At 60.9% G+C, this 19,297-nt stretch carries 22 protein-coding genes; 12 read left to right on the top strand and 10 right to left on the bottom strand.

The genetic code is table 11. From position 1 onward, the window contains the following. Nucleotides 1-3: 3 nt before the first annotated feature. The 5 genes from metW to E3O56_RS05330 are packed head-to-tail and all read left to right on the top strand — an operon-like array spanning nt 4 to nt 3,215. On the top strand, nt 4-624 hold the full coding sequence (metW, locus tag E3O56_RS05350; RefSeq protein ID WP_005792273.1) for a methionine biosynthesis protein MetW: 621 nt from the start codon (nt 4-6) through the stop codon (nt 622-624). 21 nt (nt 625-645) lie between these two features. Continuing rightward, a complete protein-coding gene (locus E3O56_RS05345; RefSeq protein WP_148854568.1) occupies nt 646-1,080 on the top strand; it encodes a DUF4426 domain-containing protein in 435 nt (144 codons plus the stop codon). After that, complete coding sequence (rdgB, locus tag E3O56_RS05340; protein ID WP_248127950.1) at nt 1,077-1,673, top strand: RdgB/HAM1 family non-canonical purine NTP pyrophosphatase; 597 nt, start codon at nt 1,077-1,079, stop codon at nt 1,671-1,673. Before E3O56_RS05345 ends, rdgB begins: the two co-directional genes overlap by 4 nt. Next, a complete protein-coding gene (gene hemW, locus E3O56_RS05335; RefSeq protein ID WP_078822559.1) occupies nt 1,670-2,872 on the top strand; it encodes a radical SAM family heme chaperone HemW in 1,203 nt (400 codons plus the stop codon). The genes rdgB and hemW overlap by 4 nt, the downstream gene beginning before the upstream one ends. 19 nt (nt 2,873-2,891) lie before the next feature. After that, nucleotides 2,892-3,215 (top strand): DUF3392 domain-containing protein, encoded by a 324-nt coding sequence (locus tag E3O56_RS05330; protein ID WP_043046299.1) that lies wholly within the window; start codon nt 2,892-2,894, stop codon nt 3,213-3,215. Nucleotides 3,216-3,357: 142 nt separating this feature from the next. Here the strand turns inward: E3O56_RS05330 and trmB are convergent, their stop codons facing one another. The 4 genes from trmB to E3O56_RS05310 form a co-directional block, all read right to left on the bottom strand. Further along, nucleotides 3,358-4,083: a tRNA (guanosine(46)-N7)-methyltransferase TrmB gene (gene trmB, locus E3O56_RS05325; protein ID WP_032878921.1), complete on the bottom strand. Its 726-nt coding sequence runs from the start codon at nt 4,081-4,083 to the stop codon at nt 3,358-3,360. A gap of 9 nt (nt 4,084-4,092) precedes the next feature. Next, a complete protein-coding gene (locus E3O56_RS05320) occupies nt 4,093-4,887 on the bottom strand; it encodes a thiazole synthase (protein WP_032878919.1) in 795 nt (264 codons plus the stop codon). Nucleotides 4,888-4,941: 54 nt separating this feature from the next. Continuing rightward, a complete protein-coding gene (thiS, locus tag E3O56_RS05315) occupies nt 4,942-5,142 on the bottom strand; it encodes a sulfur carrier protein ThiS (protein ID WP_032878918.1) in 201 nt (66 codons plus the stop codon). A gap of 79 nt (nt 5,143-5,221) precedes the next feature. After that, the gene (locus tag E3O56_RS05310) at nt 5,222-5,596 is read right to left on the bottom strand and encodes a DUF423 domain-containing protein (protein WP_005792284.1); all 375 of its coding nucleotides are present in this window, start codon (nt 5,594-5,596) and stop codon (nt 5,222-5,224) included. Nucleotides 5,597-5,670: 74 nt separating this feature from the next. Here E3O56_RS05310 and mtgA point away from each other — a divergent pair, with 74 nt between their 5' ends. Then, nucleotides 5,671-6,393 (top strand): monofunctional biosynthetic peptidoglycan transglycosylase, encoded by a 723-nt coding sequence (gene mtgA, locus E3O56_RS05305; protein WP_228309085.1) that lies wholly within the window; start codon nt 5,671-5,673, stop codon nt 6,391-6,393. 131 nt (nt 6,394-6,524) lie between these two features. On the opposite strand, the gene rpoH is transcribed toward mtgA, so the two are convergent. The 4 genes from rpoH to ftsY form a co-directional block, all read right to left on the bottom strand. After that, nucleotides 6,525-7,379, bottom strand: a complete 855-nt coding sequence (rpoH, locus tag E3O56_RS05300) for an RNA polymerase sigma factor RpoH (protein WP_003176698.1) — start codon at nt 7,377-7,379, stop codon at nt 6,525-6,527. Nucleotides 7,380-7,509: 130 nt separating this feature from the next. Further along, nucleotides 7,510-8,532: a permease-like cell division protein FtsX gene (ftsX, locus tag E3O56_RS05295; RefSeq protein WP_005792287.1), complete on the bottom strand. Its 1,023-nt coding sequence runs from the start codon at nt 8,530-8,532 to the stop codon at nt 7,510-7,512. Then, nucleotides 8,529-9,200: a cell division ATP-binding protein FtsE gene (gene ftsE / locus E3O56_RS05290; RefSeq protein WP_003213784.1), complete on the bottom strand. Its 672-nt coding sequence runs from the start codon at nt 9,198-9,200 to the stop codon at nt 8,529-8,531. The genes ftsX and ftsE overlap by 4 nt, the downstream gene beginning before the upstream one ends. After that, nucleotides 9,197-10,591: a signal recognition particle-docking protein FtsY gene (gene ftsY / locus E3O56_RS05285; RefSeq protein ID WP_005792288.1), complete on the bottom strand. Its 1,395-nt coding sequence runs from the start codon at nt 10,589-10,591 to the stop codon at nt 9,197-9,199. Before ftsY ends, ftsE begins: the two co-directional genes overlap by 4 nt. Nucleotides 10,592-10,929: 338 nt before the next feature. Between ftsY and E3O56_RS05280 the strand changes: the two genes are divergently transcribed. The 4 genes from E3O56_RS05280 to E3O56_RS05265 are packed head-to-tail and all read left to right on the top strand — an operon-like array spanning nt 10,930 to nt 15,432. Beyond that, a complete protein-coding gene (locus E3O56_RS05280) occupies nt 10,930-12,285 on the top strand; it encodes a pitrilysin family protein (RefSeq protein WP_005792289.1) in 1,356 nt (451 codons plus the stop codon). Beyond that, complete coding sequence (locus tag E3O56_RS05275; protein ID WP_078822563.1) at nt 12,278-13,768, top strand: pitrilysin family protein; 1,491 nt, start codon at nt 12,278-12,280, stop codon at nt 13,766-13,768. Before E3O56_RS05280 ends, E3O56_RS05275 begins: the two co-directional genes overlap by 8 nt. Further along, entirely contained in the window at nt 13,768-14,385 is a 618-nt protein-coding gene (rsmD, locus tag E3O56_RS05270; RefSeq protein WP_005792291.1) for a 16S rRNA (guanine(966)-N(2))-methyltransferase RsmD, read from the top strand. The genes E3O56_RS05275 and rsmD overlap by 1 nt, the downstream gene beginning before the upstream one ends. Before the next feature lie 51 nt (nt 14,386-14,436). Next, nucleotides 14,437-15,432 (top strand): hydrolase, encoded by a 996-nt coding sequence (locus E3O56_RS05265; protein ID WP_032878905.1) that lies wholly within the window; start codon nt 14,437-14,439, stop codon nt 15,430-15,432. Between the two features lie 135 nt (nt 15,433-15,567). Here E3O56_RS05265 and E3O56_RS05260 read toward each other — a convergent pair whose 3' ends face one another. Beyond that, the gene (locus tag E3O56_RS05260; protein WP_032878904.1) at nt 15,568-16,422 is read right to left on the bottom strand and encodes a sulfurtransferase; all 855 of its coding nucleotides are present in this window, start codon (nt 16,420-16,422) and stop codon (nt 15,568-15,570) included. 33 nt (nt 16,423-16,455) lie between these two features. Continuing rightward, a complete protein-coding gene (locus tag E3O56_RS05255) occupies nt 16,456-17,127 on the bottom strand; it encodes a TetR/AcrR family transcriptional regulator (RefSeq protein WP_223017737.1) in 672 nt (223 codons plus the stop codon). Between the two features lie 146 nt (nt 17,128-17,273). Between E3O56_RS05255 and E3O56_RS05250 the strand changes: the two genes are divergently transcribed. Both E3O56_RS05250 and E3O56_RS05245 read left to right on the top strand, forming a co-directional pair. Then, a complete protein-coding gene (locus E3O56_RS05250; protein WP_248127949.1) occupies nt 17,274-18,701 on the top strand; it encodes a coniferyl aldehyde dehydrogenase in 1,428 nt (475 codons plus the stop codon). A gap of 29 nt (nt 18,702-18,730) precedes the next feature. After that, nucleotides 18,731-19,276, top strand: coding sequence for a hypothetical protein (locus E3O56_RS05245; protein WP_005792296.1), 546 nt, complete (start codon nt 18,731-18,733; stop codon nt 19,274-19,276). The last annotated feature ends 21 nt before the right edge of the window (nt 19,277-19,297 follow it).

Raw genomic sequence — 19,297 nt, 5'->3', positions numbered from 1 at the left:
GCCATGAGAGCCGACCTGGAAATCATCCAAGACTGGATCCCCGCCGGCAGCCGCGTGCTCGACCTGGGCTGCGGCGATGGCGAACTGCTGAGCTGGCTGCGCGACAACAAGCAAGTCACCGGCTACGGCCTGGAAAACGACCCGGACAACATCGCCCAGTGCGTGGCCAAGGGCATCAACGTAATCGAGCAGGACCTGGACAAGGGCCTGGGCAACTTCGCCAGCAACAGCTTCGATATCGTGGTGATGACCCAGGCCCTGCAAGCGGTGCACTACCCGGACCGCATCCTCGACGAAATGCTGCGCGTTGGCCGCCAATGCATCATCACCTTCCCCAATTTCGGCCACTGGCGCTGCCGCTGGTACCTGGCCACCAAGGGCCGTATGCCGGTCTCGGATTTCCTGCCGTACACGTGGTACAACACGCCCAACATCCACTTCTGCACCTTCGAAGACTTCGAAGCGTTGTGTGGCGAGCGTGAAGCCAAGGTCATCAACCGCCTTGCCGTCGATCAACAGCACCGCCACGGCTGGGCGAGTAAGCTATGGCCCAATCTATTGGGCGAAATCGGTATTTACCGGGTCAGCAGTCCTGGCCTGACCGACCACAAAGTTGCCGTCTAATCATCTTCAAGAGGGACGTTCATGAGTCGTTTGGCTATTTTTCTACTGACCGCATGCCTGGGCGCCAGCGCCATGGCCGCCGACACTATCGACGCTAATCGCAAGAAAGACTTCGGCGATATCACCGTTCACTACAACACCTTCACCTCCAGCTTCCTGCCACCCGAGACCGCACAGAAAGTCGGCGTAGTGCGCAGCAAAGAGAAGGGTTTGATCAACGTGACTGTGATCAAGGGCGTGGCCCCGGTCGCGGCCCAGGTGACCGGCACCATCAAGGATTTGGGCGGCAAAAGCGAGATCCTGACGTTCAAGCAAATCGAAGAGAAAGGCGGCATCAGCTACCTCGCGCCCTACTCGGTGACCCAGCGGGAATACAAGACATTTACCATCAACGTTGAAACCGGCGGCAAAGCCCATGGTTTCCAATTCAACCAAGAACTGTTTCCGGCCGAATGATGAACCTTACCCAACTCGTACTGGCCAGCCATAACGCCGGCAAACTCAAAGAACTGCAGGCCATGCTCGGTGAATCCGTGCAACTGCGTTCGATTGGCGAGTTCAGCCAGGTCGAACCGGAAGAAACCGGCTTGTCGTTCGTTGAGAACGCCATCCTCAAGGCCCGCAACGCAGCACGCATCTCCGGCCTGCCGGCCCTGGCGGATGACTCGGGCCTGGCGGTGGACTTTCTCGGCGGCGCGCCCGGCATTTATTCGGCCCGTTACGCCGACGGCGAGGGCGACGCAGCCAATAACGCCAAGCTGCTCGACGCGCTCAAGGACGTGCCCGACGCCGAACGTGGTGCACAGTTCGTCTGCGTGCTGGCCCTGGTGCGACATGCCGATGACCCGCTGCCGATCCTGTGCGAAGGCTTGTGGCACGGGCGCATCCTGCACGCCGCCAGCGGTGAGCATGGCTTCGGTTACGACCCTTTGTTCTGGGTGCCGGAGCGCAATGTCTCCAGCGCCGAACTGAGCCCGGCCGACAAGAACCAGATCAGCCACCGCGCCCGCGCCATGGCGTTGCTGCGCCAGCGCCTGGGCTTGAAATGACCCAGAACACCTCTGCGCAGCCGCTGATCCACGGTGGCGCGCAAACACCACGGGCGGCCCTGCCCCACCTGCCGCCCCTGGCGCTGTACATCCACATCCCTTGGTGCGTGCGCAAATGCCCGTATTGCGACTTCAACTCCCACACCGCCAGCAAGGTGCTGCCGGAAGAAGAGTATGTAGATGCATTGCTGGCGGATCTGGATCAAGACCTGCACGCCGTTTATGGCCGGGAGCTGAGTTCGATTTTCTTCGGTGGCGGCACGCCCAGCCTGTTCAGCGCCGCCGCCTTGGGCCGCTTGTTAAAAGGCGTGGAAGCCCGTATTCGGTTCGCCGCGGATATCGAGATCACCCTGGAAGCCAACCCCGGAACCTTCGAGCAAGAGAAGTTCGTGGCGTACCGCAAACTGGGGATCAATCGCCTGTCCATCGGCATCCAGAGCTTCCAGCAAGAGAAGCTTGAAGCCCTGGGCCGTATTCACAATGGCGATGAAGCCGTGCGCGCCGCTGGCATGGCGCGCCAGGCAGGGTTCGATAACTTCAACCTGGACTTGATGCACGGTTTGCCCAACCAGTCCCTGGACGACGCCCTAGGCGACCTGCGCCAAGCCATTGCGCTCAAGCCGACACACCTGTCCTGGTACCAACTGACCTTGGAACCCAACACCGTCTTCTGGAACCAGCCGCCCGCGCTGCCGGAAGACGACACACTGTGGGACATCCAGGAAGCCGGCCAGGCGCTGCTCGCCGAACACGGTTACGCGCAATACGAGGTGTCGGCCTATGCCCAGCCCGGCCGCCCGGCGCGACACAACCTGAATTACTGGAGCTTTGGCGACTTTATCGGCATCGGCGCCGGCGCCCACGGCAAGCTCAGCCACCCGGACGGGCGCATCGTACGCACCTGGAAAACCCGCGCCCCCAAGGACTACCTCAACCCGGCCAAAAGCTTCCAGGCCGGAGCGAAAGAGCTGACCAACGACGAACTGCCGTTCGAGTTCCTGATGAACGCTCTGCGCCTGACCGAAGGGGTCGATGCCAAGCTCTACGCCGAACGCACCGGCCTTGATCTGGCCAGCCTCGATGAAGGCCGCCGCGAGGCAGAACAAAGTGGATTAATGCAGGTCGAACCGTCACGCCTGGCGGCAACCGACCGCGGGCAACTCTTTCTCAATGACCTGTTGCAGACGTTTTTGAGCTGATCGCTCTTAAGGAAATCGAATGGATCTGGTACTCGACCTGCTCGCCACCGTATCCCGCTGGAGCCGTAGCAACCTGTCGGAAATCTCCCTGGCCCTCGTGGGCTGCTTGTTGGTGCTGTTCGGCGCCGATATCAAGGGCTGGGTCGAAGCGCGCCTGGGCAGCATCGCCGGCGCCCTGCGCGTGCCCTTGATGGCCCTGCTGTGCATGATCGGCAGCGGTGCGGCGTTGATCTACGCTACGCCGTGGATTGTGCGGGGGCTGAGCCAATTCAATAACTACAGCCTGGCGCCGGTGTTGATCGTGGTGCTGGTGTTGATTGGGGTAGTGGCAGACCGGCGCTGATCCCAGGCCCAACACAGATACAAATGTGGGAGGGGGCTTGCTCCCGATTGCGGTGTATCAGCCAAAGATTTGGTGGCTGACACCCTGCTATCGGGAGCAAGCCCCCTCCCACATTTGATTGCATTTCAATGCTGATGACTGCTTAAGCCAACTTCTCGAACTTCAAATCCCACACTCCATGCCCCAATCGCTCGCCGCGGCGTTCGAACTTGGTGATCGGCCGCTCGGCCGGGCGTGGCACGCATTTGCCGTCTTCGGCCAGGTTGCGGTAGCCAGGGGCAACGTTCATCACTTCCAGCATGTATTCCGCGTACGGTTCCCAGTCGGTGGCCATGTGCAGGATACCGCCCACTTTCAGCTTGCTGCGCACCAACTCCGCAAAGGACGCCTGGACGATACGACGCTTGTGGTGACGGGCTTTGTGCCACGGGTCGGGGAAGAACAGCATCAGGCGGTCGAGGCTGTTGTCGGCGATGCAGCGGTTGAGCACTTCAATCGCGTCGCAGTCGTAAACTCGCAGGTTGGTCAGGCCCTGGGTCAGCACGCCATTGAGCAATGCGCCGACACCTGGACGGTGGACTTCCACACCGATGAAATCCTGCTCCGGCGCGGCCGCGGCCATTTCCAGCAGGGAGTGGCCCATGCCGAAACCGATTTCCAGGGAGCGTGGGGCCGAACGGCCAAACACCTGGTCGTAATCAACCGGCGCATCGGCCAGGGGCAAAACGAACAGCGGCGTGCCTTGCTCCAGGCCCTTTTGCTGGCCTTCGGTCATACGGCCGGCGCGCATCACAAAACTCTTGATGCGGCGGTGCTTGGACTCGTCGCCCGCTTCCACGGTGTTCGGCGTTTCGTTTGATTCAGTCATCAATAGCTCTTACTTGATCAGACCATCCAGCGGCGAAGAGGCGCTGGCATAGAGTTTTTTCGGCATGCGCCCGGCGAGGTAGGCCAGGCGGCCCGCGACGATCGCGTGTTTCATGGCTTCGGCCATCATGATCGGTTGCTGGGCGTGGGCGATGGCCGAGTTCATCAGCACCGCGTCGCAGCCCAGTTCCATGGCGATGGTCGCGTCGGAGGCAGTGCCCACGCCCGCATCCACCAGCACTGGGATCCTGGCTTCTTCAAGGATGATCTGCAGGTTGTACGGGTTGCAGATGCCCAGGCCCGAACCGATCAGGCCAGCCAGCGGCATCACGGCGATACAGCCGATTTCTGCCAGCTGCCGGGCGATGATCGGGTCATCGCTGGTGTAGACCATCACGTCAAAGCCTTCCTTGACCAGGGTCTCGGCGGCCTTGAGGGTTTCGATCACATTGGGGAACAGGGTTTTCTGGTCGGCCAGCACTTCCAGCTTCACCAGGTTGTGGCCGTCCAGCAACTCACGGGCCAGGCGGCAGGTGCGCACGGCTTCGATGGCGTCGTAGCAACCGGCGGTGTTCGGCAGGAAGGTGTAGCGGTCTGGGGACAGCACTTCGAGCAGGTTCGGTTCGCCTTCAATCTGGCCCAGGTTGGTGCGGCGCACGGCGAACGTCACGATTTCGGCACCCGAGGCTTCGATGGCCTGGCGGGTCTCTTCCATGTCGCGGTACTTGCCGGTGCCGACCAGCAAGCGGGACTGGTAGGTACGACCGGCCAGGACGAAAGGCTTGTCGTTACGAACGATGCTCATGGGAAATCCTCTGTTTGGATGAGGTTCTGCAGAATGCGTTACCGCCGTGGCGGGCTAACCGCCACCGATGGCGTGGACCACTTCGACCTGGTCGTTTTCCTTCAGCGAGGTCTCGGCGTGCTGGCTACGCGGGACGATATCCAGGTTGAGCTCCACTGCGACGCGACGCCCGGTCAGGTCCAGGCGGGTCAGCAGGGCCGCGACGGTTTCACCGTCGGGCAGTTCAAAGGGTTCGCCGTTCAACTGAATGCGCATGCCACGGGCCGCCATCGTTTTTAGGGGCCCGCATTCTAGCGCGATTGGGACCTGCCGGTCAGCTCCAAGCGTCAAGCGGTCAAAGCTGCAAGCGCCACGCTGCCAGGCCAAGGAAGAACCAGCCAAGCAGGAACGCCAGCCCGCCGAACGGCGTAATGATCCCGAGTTTGCTGATGCCAGTCATCGTCAGCACATACAGGCTGCCCGAGAACAGCAGGATACCGACGGTAAACGAGATACCCGCCCAACTGACCAATCGACCGGGAATATGCGCCGCCAGCAACGCCACGCCGAACAACGCCAGGGCGTGCACCAGTTGGTAGGTCACGCCGGTATGGAAGATCGCCAGGTAGTCGGCGCTCAGGCGGTTTTTCAGGCCGTGGGCGGCGAACGCGCCCAGGGCGACACCGGTAAAACCGAAAAAGGCAGCCAGCATCAGAAAGCTACGCAGCATGGGGAACTCCAGTCAGACTCATCGGGCAGGGTCTGTATAATGGCCCGCTCAACGGGTTCGGCCAAGCCATCTCTATGCTGCGTGTCCTCTTCAAACGCTTTCTCAACGTCGTGAAATGGTTCGCCATCGGCAGTGTGTTGCTGGTGCTGCTGTTTCGTGTGGTCCCGCCCCCGTTTACCGCGTTGATGGTGGAGCGCAAGGTCGAGTCCTGGATCGACGGCGAACCCATTGACCTGCAACGCAGCTGGGTACCGTGGGATGAAATCAGCGATGACCTCAAAGTGGCGGTGATGGCCGGTGAAGACCAGCGCTTCCCGCAACATTGGGGTTTTGATTTTGGCGCGATCCAGGCGGCGATCCTGCACAACGAGCGCGGCGGCTCGATTCGCGGCGCCAGCACGCTGAGCCAGCAAGTGTCGAAAAACCTGTTCCTGTGGGCCGGCCGCAGCTATTTGCGCAAGGGCCTGGAAGCGTGGTTCACCGGGTTGATCGAGGTGCTGTGGCCCAAGGAGCGGATTCTTGAGGTGTACCTCAACAGCGTGGAATGGGATGAAGGCGTATTCGGCGCAGAGGCGGCGGCGCGGCACCATTTTGGCGTGAGCGCCAAGGGGCTTTCGCGGCAACAGGCCAGCTATCTGGCGGCGGTGTTGCCTAATCCAAGGGTATGGAGTGCCAGTCATCCGACCGCGTATGTGGCCAGGCGAGCGGCTTGGATTCGCCAGCAGATGAGTCAATTAGGTGGCGCTGGATACCTGACTGAGCTGAACAACTCTCGAAAAGCCCCCTGGTCCAACTGACACAACACAAAACAAATGTGGGAGGGGGCTTGCTCCCGATAGCGATAGATCAGTCACTTTGATGTTGACTGACACTCTGCTATCGGGAGCAAGCCCCCTCCCACATTTTCAAACTAGCATTGCCAGCTGAATTAGGCGGCGATCGACAACTTCAGCTTGTTCATCGCGCTTTTCTCAAGCTGACGAATCCGCTCGGCCGACACGTTGTACTTCTGCGCCAGGTCATGCAGCGTGGCTTTCTCTTCTGCCAGCCAACGCTGGTAGAGAATGTCACGGCTGCGGTCGTCCAGCACTTCCAGCGCTTCATGCAGGTTGTGGTTGGAATTATCGCTCCAGTCGGCGTCTTCCAGTTGACGCGCCGGGTCGTACCGGTGGTCTTCCAGGTAGTTGGCAGGCGATTGGAAGGCGCTGTCGTCATCCGCTTCGGCGGCTGGGTCAAAGGCCATGTCATGGCCGGTCAGGCGGCTTTCCATCTCGCGCACTTCACGAGGCTCCACACCGAGGCTTTCGGCCACGCGGTGGACTTCTTCGTTGTTCAGCCACGCCAGGCGTTTCTTCTGGCTGCGCAGGTTGAAGAACAGCTTGCGCTGGGCCTTGGTGGTCGCCACTTTCACGATGCGCCAGTTGCGCAGGATGAACTCGTGGATTTCCGCCTTGATCCAGTGCACGGCAAACGAAACCAGGCGCACACCCATTTCAGGGTTGAAGCGCTTTACAGCCTTCATCAGGCCAACGTTGCCTTCCTGGATCAGGTCAGCCTGGGCCAGGCCGTAGCCGCTATAGCTACGGGCGATATGTACGACAAAACGCAGGTGGGCGAGCACCATCTGCCGAGCCGCCCCCAAATCCTGCTCATAGTAGAGACTCTCGGCCAGTTCACGCTCCTGCTCGGGTGTCAGCAATGGAATGCTGTTGACCGTGTGCACATAAGCCTCCAGGTTCGCACCCGGGACCAAGGCATAAGCAGGTTGCAAAGAAGTGGTCATACGAAAAAACCTCCGACTCACATAACTCGTGCAGTTCAGCACTGCGAAAATTGACCTGGGAACCGTAGGACAAGTTCCCTAAACCACTGATACGGTCAATACAAACGAAACCACATTAATCTGGCATTAACTACTTCGGCGCCAGTTCACGTAAATGCCGTGCTACCGCAATCCAGGCACCGATATACCCCAACAACACCGCGCCAAGCAAGAGACTCAGACCATCGGCTACCGGCACCCCGGCCAGGGCAAAATCACTGCCATACAAACCCGCCAGCCCGACAACCGCGTCGTTCAACCAATTCAGGCCAAACGCCAGCACGCCCCAGGACAACACCCCGGCACCCAGGCCATAAAGCGCGCCCATGTACAGGAAAGGACGGCGTACATAGCTGTCCGTGCCGCCGACCAGTTTAATCACTTCTATCTCGGTGCGACGGTTTTCAATATGAAGACGAATGGTATTACCTATCACCAAAAGTAATGCAGACACTAATAACACCGTCAGGCCGAACACAAAGCGGTCACCCAGCTTGAGGATCGCGGCCAGGCGCTCTACCCAGACTAGATCAAGTTGGGCCTGTTGCACCTTGGGCATCTCTGCGAGTTTTTGTCGCAGGGCCTCCAGCGCCGGCTTGTCGACCTCGTTCGGCGTCACCAGCACCACGCCCGGCAGCGGGTTCTGCGGCAGCTCCTTGAGCGCCTCGCCCAGGCCGGACTGCTGCTGGAATTCTTCAAGGGCTTGATCGCGGCTTATGTATTCGGCATCCGCTACGCCCGGAATGTTCTTGATGTCGTCGCGTAGCGCTTCGCCGTCCTTGCTGCTGGTGTCCAGATTCAGGTACAGCGATATCTGCGCCGCCCGCTGCCAGGAACCGCCGAGGCGCTCCACATTATTAAGCAGCAGCGACAAGCCCATCGGCAGGCTCAAGGCTACGGCCATGACCAGGCAGGTGAAAAAGCTGCCGATCGGCTGTTTGCCCAGGCGACGCAGGCTGTCAAGCAGGCTGGCGCGATGGCTTTCGATCCAGGCGTGCAGCAAGGTGCCGAAGTCCGGGCCATCGTCTTCGTCACGCTTTTTCTTCGGCGGTTGCGGATCGGCAGGCTTGGGTGCCACGCGTTCGGATACTTTGGGGCTACGGGTAGCACTCATACGCCAGCCTCCCCATCACCGATCAAGCGGCCACGTTGCAAGGTCAACATGCGATGGCGCATACGGGCGATCAGGGCCAGGTCGTGGCTGGCGATCAATACGCTGGTGCCCAGCCGATTGATGTCTTCGAACACCCCCATGATCTCGGCCGCCAGGCGCGGGTCGAGGTTACCGGTGGGTTCGTCCGCCAGCAGCAAGGCCGGACGGTGGACGATGGCGCGGGCAATACCGACGCGCTGTTGCTGGCCGGTGGACAGGTCCCCCGGGTAAAGGTCGGTCTTGTCCGACAATGCCACGCGCTCCAGCGCCGAATCCACGCGCTTGACGATTTCGGCTTTGGACAGCCCGAGAATCTGCAGCGGCAGCGCGATGTTGTTGAACACCGTGCGATCGAACAGCAGCTGGTGATTCTGGAACACCACGCCGATCTGGCGGCGTAGAAACGGAATTTGCGCATTGCTGATGGTAGCCAGGTCCTGGCCCGCCAGCAGCAACTTGCCGGTGGTCGGGCGCTCCATGGCGAGTAACAGGCGCAACAGCGTGCTTTTGCCAGCGCCCGAGTGACCGGTGACAAACAAGAACTCGCCGCGACGCACTCGAAAGCTCAGCTCATGCAAGCCCACATGCCCGTTGGCATAGCGTTTACCGACCTGTTCGAATCGAATCATGAACGCTCCCGCTCGGCAAACAGTGCCTGTACAAAGGGTTCGGCTTCAAAGGTGCGCAGGTCGTCGATACCTTCACCGACACCGATATAACGAATCGGCAACCCGAACTGTTTGGCCAGGGCGAAAATCACCCCGCCCTTGGCCGTGCCGTCGAGCTTAGTCAATGCCAGGCCGGTCAGCTGCACCGTCTGGTTGAATTGTTTGGCCTGGCTGATGGCGTTCTGACCAGTACCGGCGTCGAGCACCAGCAAGACTTCATGCGGCGCATCGGCGTCGAGCTTGCTGATCACACGGCGCACTTTCTTCAGCTCTTCCATCAGGTTGTCTTTGGTGTGCAGGCGCCCGGCGGTATCGGCGATCAACACGTCGATATTACGCGCCTTGGCGGCCTGCACGGCATCGAAGATCACCGAAGCGGAGTCGGCGCCGGTGTGCTGGGCGATCACCGGGATCTTGTTGCGCTCGCCCCATACCTGCAACTGCTCGACGGCGGCGGCACGGAAGGTGTCACCGGCGGCGAGCATGACTTTCTTGCCCTCGCCCTGCAGCTTCTTGGCCAGCTTGCCGATGGTGGTGGTTTTGCCCGCGCCGTTGACGCCGACCACCAGGATCACGAACGGCTTGTTCGGGGTGATCACCAGCGGCGCTTCCACGGGCTTGAGCATTGCAGCCAGTTCGGCCTGCAAGGATTTGTACAACGCATCGGCGTCGGTCAGTTGCTTGCGCGCGACCTTCTGAGTCAGGCTCTGGATGATCACGGCAGTGGCTTCGACACCCACGTCGGCGGTAAGCAGGCGGGTTTCGATGTCTTCCAGCAGTTCATCATCAATGACCTTCTTGCCCAGAAACAGGCTGGCCATACCTTCGCCGATGCTGGCGCTGGTCTTGCTCAGACCCTGCTTGAGGCGGGCGAAAAAGCCGCTCTTGCTGGTTTCGGCAGGCGCGACAGGCTCTTCGATCACCGCAGGCGCGGCAACGACAGCAGGCACTTCAACCGGGATTTCGACCGCTGGCGGCGTCTGGACCACTACCTCTACCGGTGGCGCCACCGGAATGGGCGGCGTCACGTGTTCAGCCTGCACATCTTCAACCAGTGCCACCGGCTCTTCGGCTACCGGTAGCGCAAGCCACGGTTTGTGCTCGGGCTCGGGCTCCGGCTCGGGTTCTGCCTCGACCACCGGCTGCAATACCGGCTCCGCGATGGGCAACACCACCGGCGCCGGCGTCTCGGCAACCGGCTCGGCTTCTACTATAGGCTCTGGAATAGGCTCAGCTTGAACCTGCGGCTGTTCGACGACGGTTTCCTGCGGCTTTTTGCGCAGCCATCCGAACAGGCCTTTTTTCTCGCCAGCCGCAGCTGGGCTCTTCTTGTCGTCGTTGGAACCAAACATGGAGGACGGCTATCTCAAAGTAGCGATGCGCCAGGGCGCCTCGGTAAATAAATTCGATGCAGAACAGACTGCTTTAACGCCCGCTTGTTCATGCGCAACATTTTGTAAGGCGTAAATAAGTGCCTTGGCAAATCGTTTCAATATGGGACTGAAGCGATAAAATCGGCGAAACGTGGAAGATTGTCGGGGAAAAACGCCAACTACTCCAACTTTCCTACGACTGAACCCAGGACTAGATGACGACCGCAGTGGCCGTCCCTAAATCGGATCAGTATCCTAGCACCTCCTCGCCCGCCGACGCTAAGACCAAGCGGGCAGCCCAACAGGTTAAAAAACGAATGAATGCTCTAGCCCGCCGCGCCGCAGGCCTGCTGCTCAGCACAGTTTGTCTGCCCCTTTCAGCCTTCGCTGCCGACCCACAACCCACTCATGAATTCACTCTGGATAACGGCCTTAAAGTGGTCGTGCGCGAAGACCATCGCGCGCCAGTGGTGGTTTCCCAAGTCTGGTACAAGGTTGGTTCAAGCTACGAAACCCCAGGCCAGACCGGTTTGTCCCACGCCCTTGAACACATGATGTTCAAAGGCAGCGCCAAGGTCGGCCCCGGCGAAGCCTCGCTGATCCTGCGTGACCTGGGCGCCGAAGAAAACGCGTTCACCAGCGATGACTACACCGCGTATTACCAGGTGCTGGCCCGCGACCGCCTGGGCGTGGCCTTTGAGCTGGAAGCCGACCGCATGGCCAGCCTGCGCCTGCCCGCCGACGAGTTCAGCCGCGAAATCGAGGTAATCAAGGAAGAACGCCGTCTGCGCACCGACGACAACCCGATGTCCAAGGCCTACGAACGCTTCAAGGCCATGGCCTTCCCGGCCAGCGGCTACCACACGCCGACCATCGGCTGGATGGCTGACCTTGAGCGCATGAAGGTCGAGGAACTGCGCCACTGGTACCAATCCTGGTATGTGCCCAACAACGCTACCCTGGTAGTGGTCGGCGATGTGACCCCGGACGAGGTGAAAAGCCTGGCCCAGCGTTACTTCGGCCCGATCCCCAAGCGTGATGTACCACCGGCGAAGATCCCGCTGGAGCTGGCCGAACCCGGCGAGCGCCTGCTGACCCTGCGGGTGCAGACCCAACTGCCAAGCGTGTTCCTGGGCTTCAACGTACCGGGCCTGGCCACCGCCGAAGACAAACGCTCGGTGCAAGCCTTGCGCCTGATCTCGGCCCTGCTGGACGGCGGCTACAGTGCACGTATCTCCGAGCAACTGGAACGTGGTGAGGAGCTGGTATCCGCCGCGTCCACCAACTACGACGCCTATACCCGTGGCGATACGTTGTTCATGCTCTCGGCCACGCCCAACCAGCAGAAACAAAAGACCGTCGCCCAAGCCGAAGCCGGCCTGTGGCGCCTGCTTGATGAGTTGAAAGCCAAGCCGCCGACCGCTGAAGAACTGGAGCGCATCCGGGCCCAGGTCATTGCCGGCCTGGTGTACCAGCGTGACTCCATCACCAGCCAGGCCACTGCCATCGGCTCCCTGGAAACCGTCGGCCTGTCCTGGAAGCTGATGGACACCGAACTGGCTGACCTGCAAAGCGTGACGCCAGAAGATATCCAGAAAGCCGCGCGCACCTATTTCACCCGCGAACGTCTGAGCGTCGCCCATGTATTGCCTGAGGAGACCGCTCATGAGTGATCGTAAAAGCAGCCGCCTGATCCTGCCCAGCCTGATCGCAGTCACCCTGGTTGCGGCCAGTGCCGTGTATTTCCTGCGCCCGAGCGAGTCGGTCGCCAGCCAGGCTCTGGAAAAGGCCCAATCGGCCAGCACCCTGCAGTCGCTGGCGGAACTGGACGGCAAGGCGCCAACCAACCGCAAGCTCGATGTGCAAACCTGGACCACCGCCGAAGGCGCCAAGGTGCTGTTTGTCGAAGCCCATGAACTGCCGATGTTCGATATGCGCATCCTGTTCGCCGCCGGCAGCAGCCAGGATGGCGACACACCGGGCCTGGCGCTGATGACCAACGCCATGCTCAACGAAGGCGTGCCGGGCAAGGATGTCAGCCAGATCGCCAGTGGCTTTGAGGGCCTCGGCGCCGACTTCGGCAATGGTGCCTACCGCGACATGGCGCTGGTCACCCTGCGCAGCCTCAGCGACAGCGATAAGCGCACCGCAGCCCTGGCACTGTTCGACCAGGTTATTGGCCAACCGACGTTCCCGGCAGACTCCCTGGCGCGGATCAAGAACCAGATCCTGGCCGGCTTCGAGTATCAGAAGCAGAACCCCGCCAAGCTGGCGAGCATCGAACTGTTCAAACGCCTGTACGGCGATCACCCTTACGCGCACCCGAGCGAAGGCACCCCCGAGAGTGTGCCGAAGATCACCCTGGCGCAGTTGAAGGCATTCCACGCCAAAGCCTACGCGGCGGGTAATGCTGTGATTGCGGTGGTCGGCGACCTGACTCGCGCTGAGGCCGAGGCCATGACGGCCAAAGTGTCGGCCTCGCTGCCCAAAGGGCCCGCCATGGCCAAGATCGCTCAACCGACCGAGCCAAAAGCCGGCCTGAGCCGTATCGAGTTTCCCTCCAAGCAAACCCACCTGCTGTTTGCGCAATTGGGCATCGACCGCGCCGATCCGGACTACGCAGCTCTGTCCCTGGGCAACCAGATCCTTGGCGGCGGTGGCTTCGGCACCCGTTTGATGAGCGAAGTGCGCGAGAAACGCGGCCTGACCTACGGCGTGTACTCCGGTTTCTCGCCAATGCAGGTGCGCGGCCCGTTCATGATCAACTTGCAGACCCGCGCCGAAATGAGCGGCGGCACCCTGCGCCTGGTTGAGGATGTACTGGCTGACTACCTCAAGAACGGCCCCACGCAAAAAGAACTGGACGACGCCAAGCGCGAACTGGCCGGCAGCTTCCCGCTGTCCACCGCGAGCAACGCCGATATTGTCGGGCAACTGGGCGCCATGGGTTTTTACAACCTGCCGCTGAGCTATCTGGAAGATTTCATGAAACAATCCCAGGCCCTGACCGTAGAGCAGGTCAAGGCTGCAATGAACAAACACTTGAGCGCCGACAAGATGGTCATCGTGACCGCCGGCCCGACGATTGCGCAAAAGCCACTACCGCCCCCCACTGATAAACCTGCCGAGCAGCCGCTCGGGGTTCCGGAGCATTAATGGCCAGTTCATCTCGCCCGAAAAAACCTGTCCACAACGTGCATAACGGTGTGGGCCAACTGCGCATCATTGGCGGTGAATGGGGCAGCCGCAAGCTGAGCTTCCCCGACGTCGTAGGCCTGCGCCCGACGCCGGATCGCGTGCGTGAAACCCTGTTCAACTGGCTGGCGCCATACATCGGCGGGGCCAAGGTGCTGGACCCGTTCGCCGGCAGTGGCGCGCTGTTCCTGGAGGCGCTGTCGCGTGGCGCGGCCCAGGGCCAGGCGTTGGATGCCAGTAATGTGGCGGTGTCCAGCCTCAAGGAACACCTGGGCACGCTGCGTTGCACCACCGGCCAGGTACAGACGGCTGACGCGCTGCGCTACCTGGAAACCCAGGCGGTGACTGAATACGACGTGGTGTTCCTCGACCCGCCGTTCAACCAGAACCTGCTGCCGACTGTGTGTGCTTTGCTCGAAGAGCGCCAGTGGCTGGCACCGGATGCCTGGATCTACACTGAAAGCGAGACCGCGCCATCAACGCTCGGCCTGCCGGGCAGTTGGCGCCTGCATCGGGAGCAAAAGTCCGGGCGGGTGTATTACGCGTTGTGGCATCGCCTGGTCGAAAACGCCGCTTAACCTGTGGCAGGGGAGCTTGCCACGGCGAGCTCACTGGCTACCGAGAGTTTCATGACCCCCTCTTCCGATCTGTTCAAACCCGCCTTCGGCCTCGGCAACCCTCACCTGCAAACACTGTGGGGGCCGCTGTTGCGCCCAACGACCCATATCGAACGCCAACGCGAACGTCTATGGCTGGAAGACGGCGACTTCCTCGACCTCGACTGGCATGGCCCCCATGACCTGCACGCACCGTTGGTACTGGTGCTGCATGGACTGACCGGTTCGTCCAATTCGCCCTATGTGGCCGGCCTGCAACAAGCCCTCGCCGGCCAAGGTTGGGCCAGCGTTGCGTTGAACTGGCGCGGCTGCTCGGGCGAGCCCAACCTTCTGGCGCGCAGTTATCACTCCGGGGCCAGCGAAGACCTGGCCGCGGCGATTGCCCATCTGCGCGCCAAACGGCCACTGGCACCGCTGTATGCCGTGGGGTATTCCCTGGGCGGCAATGTGTTGCTCAAGCACTTGGGCGAAACCGGCGTGACTTCGGGGCTGCAAGGCGCGGCGGCGGTCTCGGTACCGTTTCGCCTGGACCAATGCGCTGATCGCATCGGTCTGGGGTTTTCGCGGATTTACCAGAAGCATTTCATGCGCGAGATGCTGGCGTACATTCGCGTAAAGCAACGCCAGTTTTTGCAAGATGGACGTGAGGAAGGACTGAAAACCCTGGAGGCACTGGGCTCCCTGGAGAAGATGCGCACGTTCTGGGACTTCGATGGGCGAGTGACTGCGCCGTTGCATGGCTTCTTGAGTGCTGAGGATTACTATCGCCGCGCATCCAGTCGCTACTACCTGGGCGATATCCGCACACCAACACTGATCATCCAGGCCGCCGATGATCCGTTTGTGTTTGCTCATAGCCTGCCGGAAGCGAGTGAGCTGTCGGAGTGCACCGAGTTTGAATTGCTGACAAAGGGTGGGCATGTGGGCTTTGTGGAGGGTTCACTGAAACGTCCCGGCTATTACTTGGAACGCCGCATCCCACAGTGGTTACTGACACAACGCAGTTAAAAATGTGGGAGGGGCGGTGCGACGATTCGACTTGCCCCCGATAGCGGTGGATCAGTTACAGATACTGAGACTGACACACTGCAATCGGGGGCAAGCCCCCTCCCACATTTTGATTGGGTTTACAGGGCCAATTGCTCAGTCGCCTGTTGCAATTTCCCGCGCCGGATCCGTAATCCACTCACTCCACGACCCCGCATACAACTTGCCCAACGGATACCCCGCCAACGCCAGGGCAAACAGGTTATGGCACGCCGTCACCCCCGAACCGCAATACGCCACCAACTCCTGCGGCGGGCGCCCCTGCAACTGCGCAGCAAAGCGTTGCTTGAGCTGCTCGGCCGGCAGGAAGCGCCCGTCACTGCCCAGGTTTTCATTGAATGCTGCGCACTGCGCGCCGGGAATATGCCCGGCAATCGGGTCTATGGGCTCTACTTCGCCACGAAAACGCGGCTGGGCGCGGGCGTCGATCAAGGTCAGGCCGGGCTGACCCAGGCGTTTTTGCAAATGCTCGGCATCCAGCACCAGCCGATTATCCGGCGTACCAGTGAAGGTGCCCGGCTCGGTCACCGGCGCATCCAGGCTCAAGGGGAAACCGGCGCTGTGCCAGGCCTTGAGGCCACCATCGAGAATAAACACCCCATCACGCTTGCCCAGCCAGGCCAGCAGCCACCAGGCACGGGCAGCATAGGCACCGGGGCCGTCGTCATACAGCACCACATCGGTGTCGGCACTGATGCCCCAGGCCCGTAGCTGCTTGGCGAACGTGTCTGCTGCTGGCAAAGGATGACGACCCGTCACGCCCTTGGTTACCGGACCGCTGAGGTGGCGCTCCAGGTCGGCGTATTGCGCGCCCTCGATATGCCCTTCGGTGTAGCTGCACAGGCCGTAATCCGGGTCTTCCAGGGCAAAGCGGCAATCCAGGATCACCAGCCCTGCCGACTTCTGGCGCTCGGCCAATTGCGGGGGGCTGATCAGTTGGGCAAGCGGCATGACTGACTCCTGTGAATACAAAGGGGAAAGGTCTTACTTCACTTCTTCCAGTGCCTGGTTCAGGGGCACGTAAAATTCCTTGAACAACGCATCCACCGCTTCTTTGGCCTGGGGCGTGACAAACCCCGCCTCCAACACCAGCACCTGGTACACCCCGCGCTTGATCGCCTCGGCGCTCAGGTGGGTGGACTTTTCGTTGGTGGTGCACAGGAACCGCACCCAGGAGGTCAGGATGATCCAGGCATTCAGGGTCAGGGCTTCGGTTTGCACCGGGCCCATATTCAGAATGCCGGCATCGACAAACCCCTGGTAAATGGCACCGCCCTGGATCAGGCAACGCTGGGAAAACCGCCGATAGCCTGTGGCAAGTTCCGGATCGCTCTCCAGCAGATGTTCGAGGTCGCGGTGCAGGAAACGATAGCGCCACATGCCCGCCAGCACGGCTTGCAGATAAAAGCGCTTGTCCTCCACCACCATCGTGCGCCCCTGGGGCGGGCGCAGGAAACTGTCCACCAGGGCTTCATATTCGCGAAACAGCACGGCGATGATCGCCTGCTTGTTGGGGAAGTGGTAGTACAGGTTGCCCGGAGAAATCTCCATATGGGCGGCGATATGGTTGGTGCTGACACTGCGCTCGCCCTGCTGGTTAAAAAGCTCCAGGCTGGTTTGCACAATGCGCTCGCTGGTCTTTACTCGTGGTGCCATGGGGGATCAGCTTCCAAACACGGGATGGGGCATCTTACGGCCTATGCCGGCCAGGTTAAATCTGGATGTTACTGCAATGTTATTTGACAATTTAGAGCAATGACTCTAAAAATCCAGGCAGACCTATAACAATCGGGAACTGCGCCATGTCTGCCAACATTGCCTACCTGCAAGATGCCCAGGCCTTGGACCACCTCCAGGAGCTGTTCGAAGCCCAGCGTCGCGCCTACGCCGCCAACCCGATGCCACCGGCTGCGCAACGCCAACAATGGCTCAAGGCCCTGCGCGATGTGCTCAGCGACGAACGCCAGGCGCTGATCACTGCGATCAGCCAGGACTTCAGCCATCGCAGCGCAGACGAAACCCTGTTCGCCGAATTGATGCCCAGCCTGCATGGCATTCACTATGCCAGCAAACACCTCAAGGGCTGGATGAAACCCTCCCGCCGCGCTGTAGGCATTGCCTTCCAGCCCGCCTCGGCCAAAGTCATTTATCAACCGTTGGGCGTCGTCGGCGTCATCGTGCCGTGGAACTACCCGTTGTATCTGGCTATCGGCCCGTTGGTCGGGGCTTTGGCCGCCGGCAACCGGGTGATGCTCAAGCTCAGCGAGTCCACACCGGCCACCGGCGAACTGCTCAAGGCGCTGCTGGCCAGGATCTTTCCCGAGGACCTTGTGTGCGTGGTGCTGGGCGAAGCCGAAGTGGGCATGGCGTTTTCCAAATTGCGCTTCGATCACCTGCTGTTTACCGGTGCCACCAGCATTGGCAAACACGTGATGCGTGCGGCGGCCGAAAACCTCACGCCGGTCACCCTGGAACTGGGCGGCAAGTCACCAGCCATCGTCTCGGCCGATGTACCGCTCAAGGACGCCGCCGAGCGCATCGCCTTCGGCAAAGCCTTGAATGCCGGGCAAACCTGTGTGGCGCCAGACTATGTGCTGGTGCCGGAGGACCGCGTCGCAGGGTTTGTCGAGGCGTATTCCAAGGCCGTGCGTGGGTTTTATCCGACCCTGGCCGACAACCCGGACTACACCGCCATCATCAACGAGCGGCAACTGGCCCGGCTCAATGCCTACGCCAAGGACGCTACCGACAAGGGCGCCACCCTGGTCCCACTGTACGAGCAAGGCCAGGCTCGACGTATGGCCCACAGCCTGCTGCTGAATGTCAGCGACGACATGACAGTCATGCAGGACGAGATTTTCGGCCCGCTCTTGCCCATCGTGCCGTATCGCGGCCTTGACCAAGCCTTTGCCTACATCAACCAGCGTCCACGCCCACTGGCCCTGTACTACTTCGGCTACAACAAGAACGAGCAGGAGCGTGTGCTTCACGAAACCCATTCCGGCGGCGTATGCCTGAACGACACCTTGCTGCACGTAGCCCAGGACGACATGCCATTTGGTGGCATCGGCCCGTCGGGCATGGGCCATTACCACGGCCATGAAGGCTTCCTGACATTCAGCAAGGCCAAGGGCGTGCTGGTTAAACAGCGCCTGAACGCGGCGAAGTTGATCTACCCCCCTTACGGCAAATCGATTCAGAAATTGATCCAGAAGTTGTTTATCCGCTGATAACCGTCACCTTCAGGACGATAAAAACAATGAACCCCAGCCTGAACGATTCACCCGCACTGTCTCGGCGCGGCGTCTTGAAAATCGGCCTGTGCGCCAGCGCTTTCCTCGCCACGGCCGGGCTTGGCGCCAGTCTCAGCGGTTGCTCCAGCAGTACGCCGGCCAGCGGCTTCGCGATGTTGCGCGCCAGTGATTTGCCGTTCTTGCGCGCGGTGATCCCAGTGCTGCTGGAGGGTGCGGCCAGCGCCGAGACAGTGGTCGCAGGCATTGAAGACACCCTGAAAAAACTCGACTACAGCCTGCAAAACTTGTCGCCGGAGATGTTCAAGCTCACCCAGCAGTTATTCGACGTGCTGGGCATGGGCATCACCCGCGGCCCGCTGACCGGTATCTGGGGCAGTTGGGAAAATGCCAGCAGCGAGCAGATCCGCAACTTCCTGCACCGCTGGGAAAACAGCTACCTGAACCTGCTGCGCATGGGACAGGGCTCGCTGCTCAAGTTGGTGATCATGGCCTGGTATTTCCGGCCCGCCTCCTGGGCCCATTGCGGTTATCCCGGCCCACCGAAGATCTGATTCGCATCCCTCACAATAAAA

The sequence above is a fragment of the Pseudomonas sp. W2Aug9 genome (assembly GCF_023127755.1).
Classification (GTDB): domain Bacteria; phylum Pseudomonadota; class Gammaproteobacteria; order Pseudomonadales; family Pseudomonadaceae; genus Aquipseudomonas; species Aquipseudomonas synxantha_A.
Note: the sequence above shows the minus strand (reverse complement) of the source record. Positions and strands in the feature narration are given on the sequence as shown.

What these genes read in the sequence shown, in the direction of transcription:
- E3O56_RS05330 (WP_043046299.1), top strand. Translation starts at nt 2,892, where the DNA reads ATGGATCTGGTACTCGACCTGCTCGCCACCGTATCCCGCTGGAGCCGT.
- E3O56_RS05275 (WP_078822563.1), top strand. Translation starts at nt 12,278, where the DNA reads ATGAGTGATCGTAAAAGCAGCCGCCTGATCCTGCCCAGCCTGATCGCA.
- ftsE (WP_003213784.1), bottom strand. Translation starts at nt 9,200, where the DNA reads ATGATTCGATTCGAACAGGTCGGTAAACGCTATGCCAACGGGCATGTG.
- E3O56_RS05280 (WP_005792289.1), top strand. Translation starts at nt 10,930, where the DNA reads ATGAATGCTCTAGCCCGCCGCGCCGCAGGCCTGCTGCTCAGCACAGTT.
- E3O56_RS05255 (WP_223017737.1), bottom strand. Translation starts at nt 17,127, where the DNA reads ATGGCACCACGAGTAAAGACCAGCGAGCGCATTGTGCAAACCAGCCTG.
- E3O56_RS05260 (WP_032878904.1), bottom strand. Translation starts at nt 16,422, where the DNA reads ATGCCGCTTGCCCAACTGATCAGCCCCCCGCAATTGGCCGAGCGCCAG.
- hemW (WP_078822559.1), top strand. Translation starts at nt 1,670, where the DNA reads ATGACCCAGAACACCTCTGCGCAGCCGCTGATCCACGGTGGCGCGCAA.
- ftsX (WP_005792287.1), bottom strand. Translation starts at nt 8,532, where the DNA reads ATGAGTGCTACCCGTAGCCCCAAAGTATCCGAACGCGTGGCACCCAAG.
- metW (WP_005792273.1), top strand. Translation starts at nt 4, where the DNA reads ATGAGAGCCGACCTGGAAATCATCCAAGACTGGATCCCCGCCGGCAGC.
- mtgA (WP_228309085.1), top strand. Translation starts at nt 5,671, where the DNA reads ATGCTGCGTGTCCTCTTCAAACGCTTTCTCAACGTCGTGAAATGGTTC.
- E3O56_RS05345 (WP_148854568.1), top strand. Translation starts at nt 646, where the DNA reads ATGAGTCGTTTGGCTATTTTTCTACTGACCGCATGCCTGGGCGCCAGC.
- rdgB (WP_248127950.1), top strand. Translation starts at nt 1,077, where the DNA reads ATGATGAACCTTACCCAACTCGTACTGGCCAGCCATAACGCCGGCAAA.
- E3O56_RS05250 (WP_248127949.1), top strand. Translation starts at nt 17,274, where the DNA reads ATGTCTGCCAACATTGCCTACCTGCAAGATGCCCAGGCCTTGGACCAC.
- E3O56_RS05310 (WP_005792284.1), bottom strand. Translation starts at nt 5,596, where the DNA reads ATGCTGCGTAGCTTTCTGATGCTGGCTGCCTTTTTCGGTTTTACCGGT.
- E3O56_RS05245 (WP_005792296.1), top strand. Translation starts at nt 18,731, where the DNA reads ATGAACCCCAGCCTGAACGATTCACCCGCACTGTCTCGGCGCGGCGTC.
- E3O56_RS05320 (WP_032878919.1), bottom strand. Translation starts at nt 4,887, where the DNA reads ATGAGCATCGTTCGTAACGACAAGCCTTTCGTCCTGGCCGGTCGTACC.
- rpoH (WP_003176698.1), bottom strand. Translation starts at nt 7,379, where the DNA reads ATGACCACTTCTTTGCAACCTGCTTATGCCTTGGTCCCGGGTGCGAAC.
- thiS (WP_032878918.1), bottom strand. Translation starts at nt 5,142, where the DNA reads ATGCGCATTCAGTTGAACGGCGAACCCTTTGAACTGCCCGACGGTGAA.
- ftsY (WP_005792288.1), bottom strand. Translation starts at nt 10,591, where the DNA reads ATGTTTGGTTCCAACGACGACAAGAAGAGCCCAGCTGCGGCTGGCGAG.
- rsmD (WP_005792291.1), top strand. Translation starts at nt 13,768, where the DNA reads ATGGCCAGTTCATCTCGCCCGAAAAAACCTGTCCACAACGTGCATAAC.
- E3O56_RS05265 (WP_032878905.1), top strand. Translation starts at nt 14,437, where the DNA reads ATGACCCCCTCTTCCGATCTGTTCAAACCCGCCTTCGGCCTCGGCAAC.
- trmB (WP_032878921.1), bottom strand. Translation starts at nt 4,083, where the DNA reads ATGACTGAATCAAACGAAACGCCGAACACCGTGGAAGCGGGCGACGAG.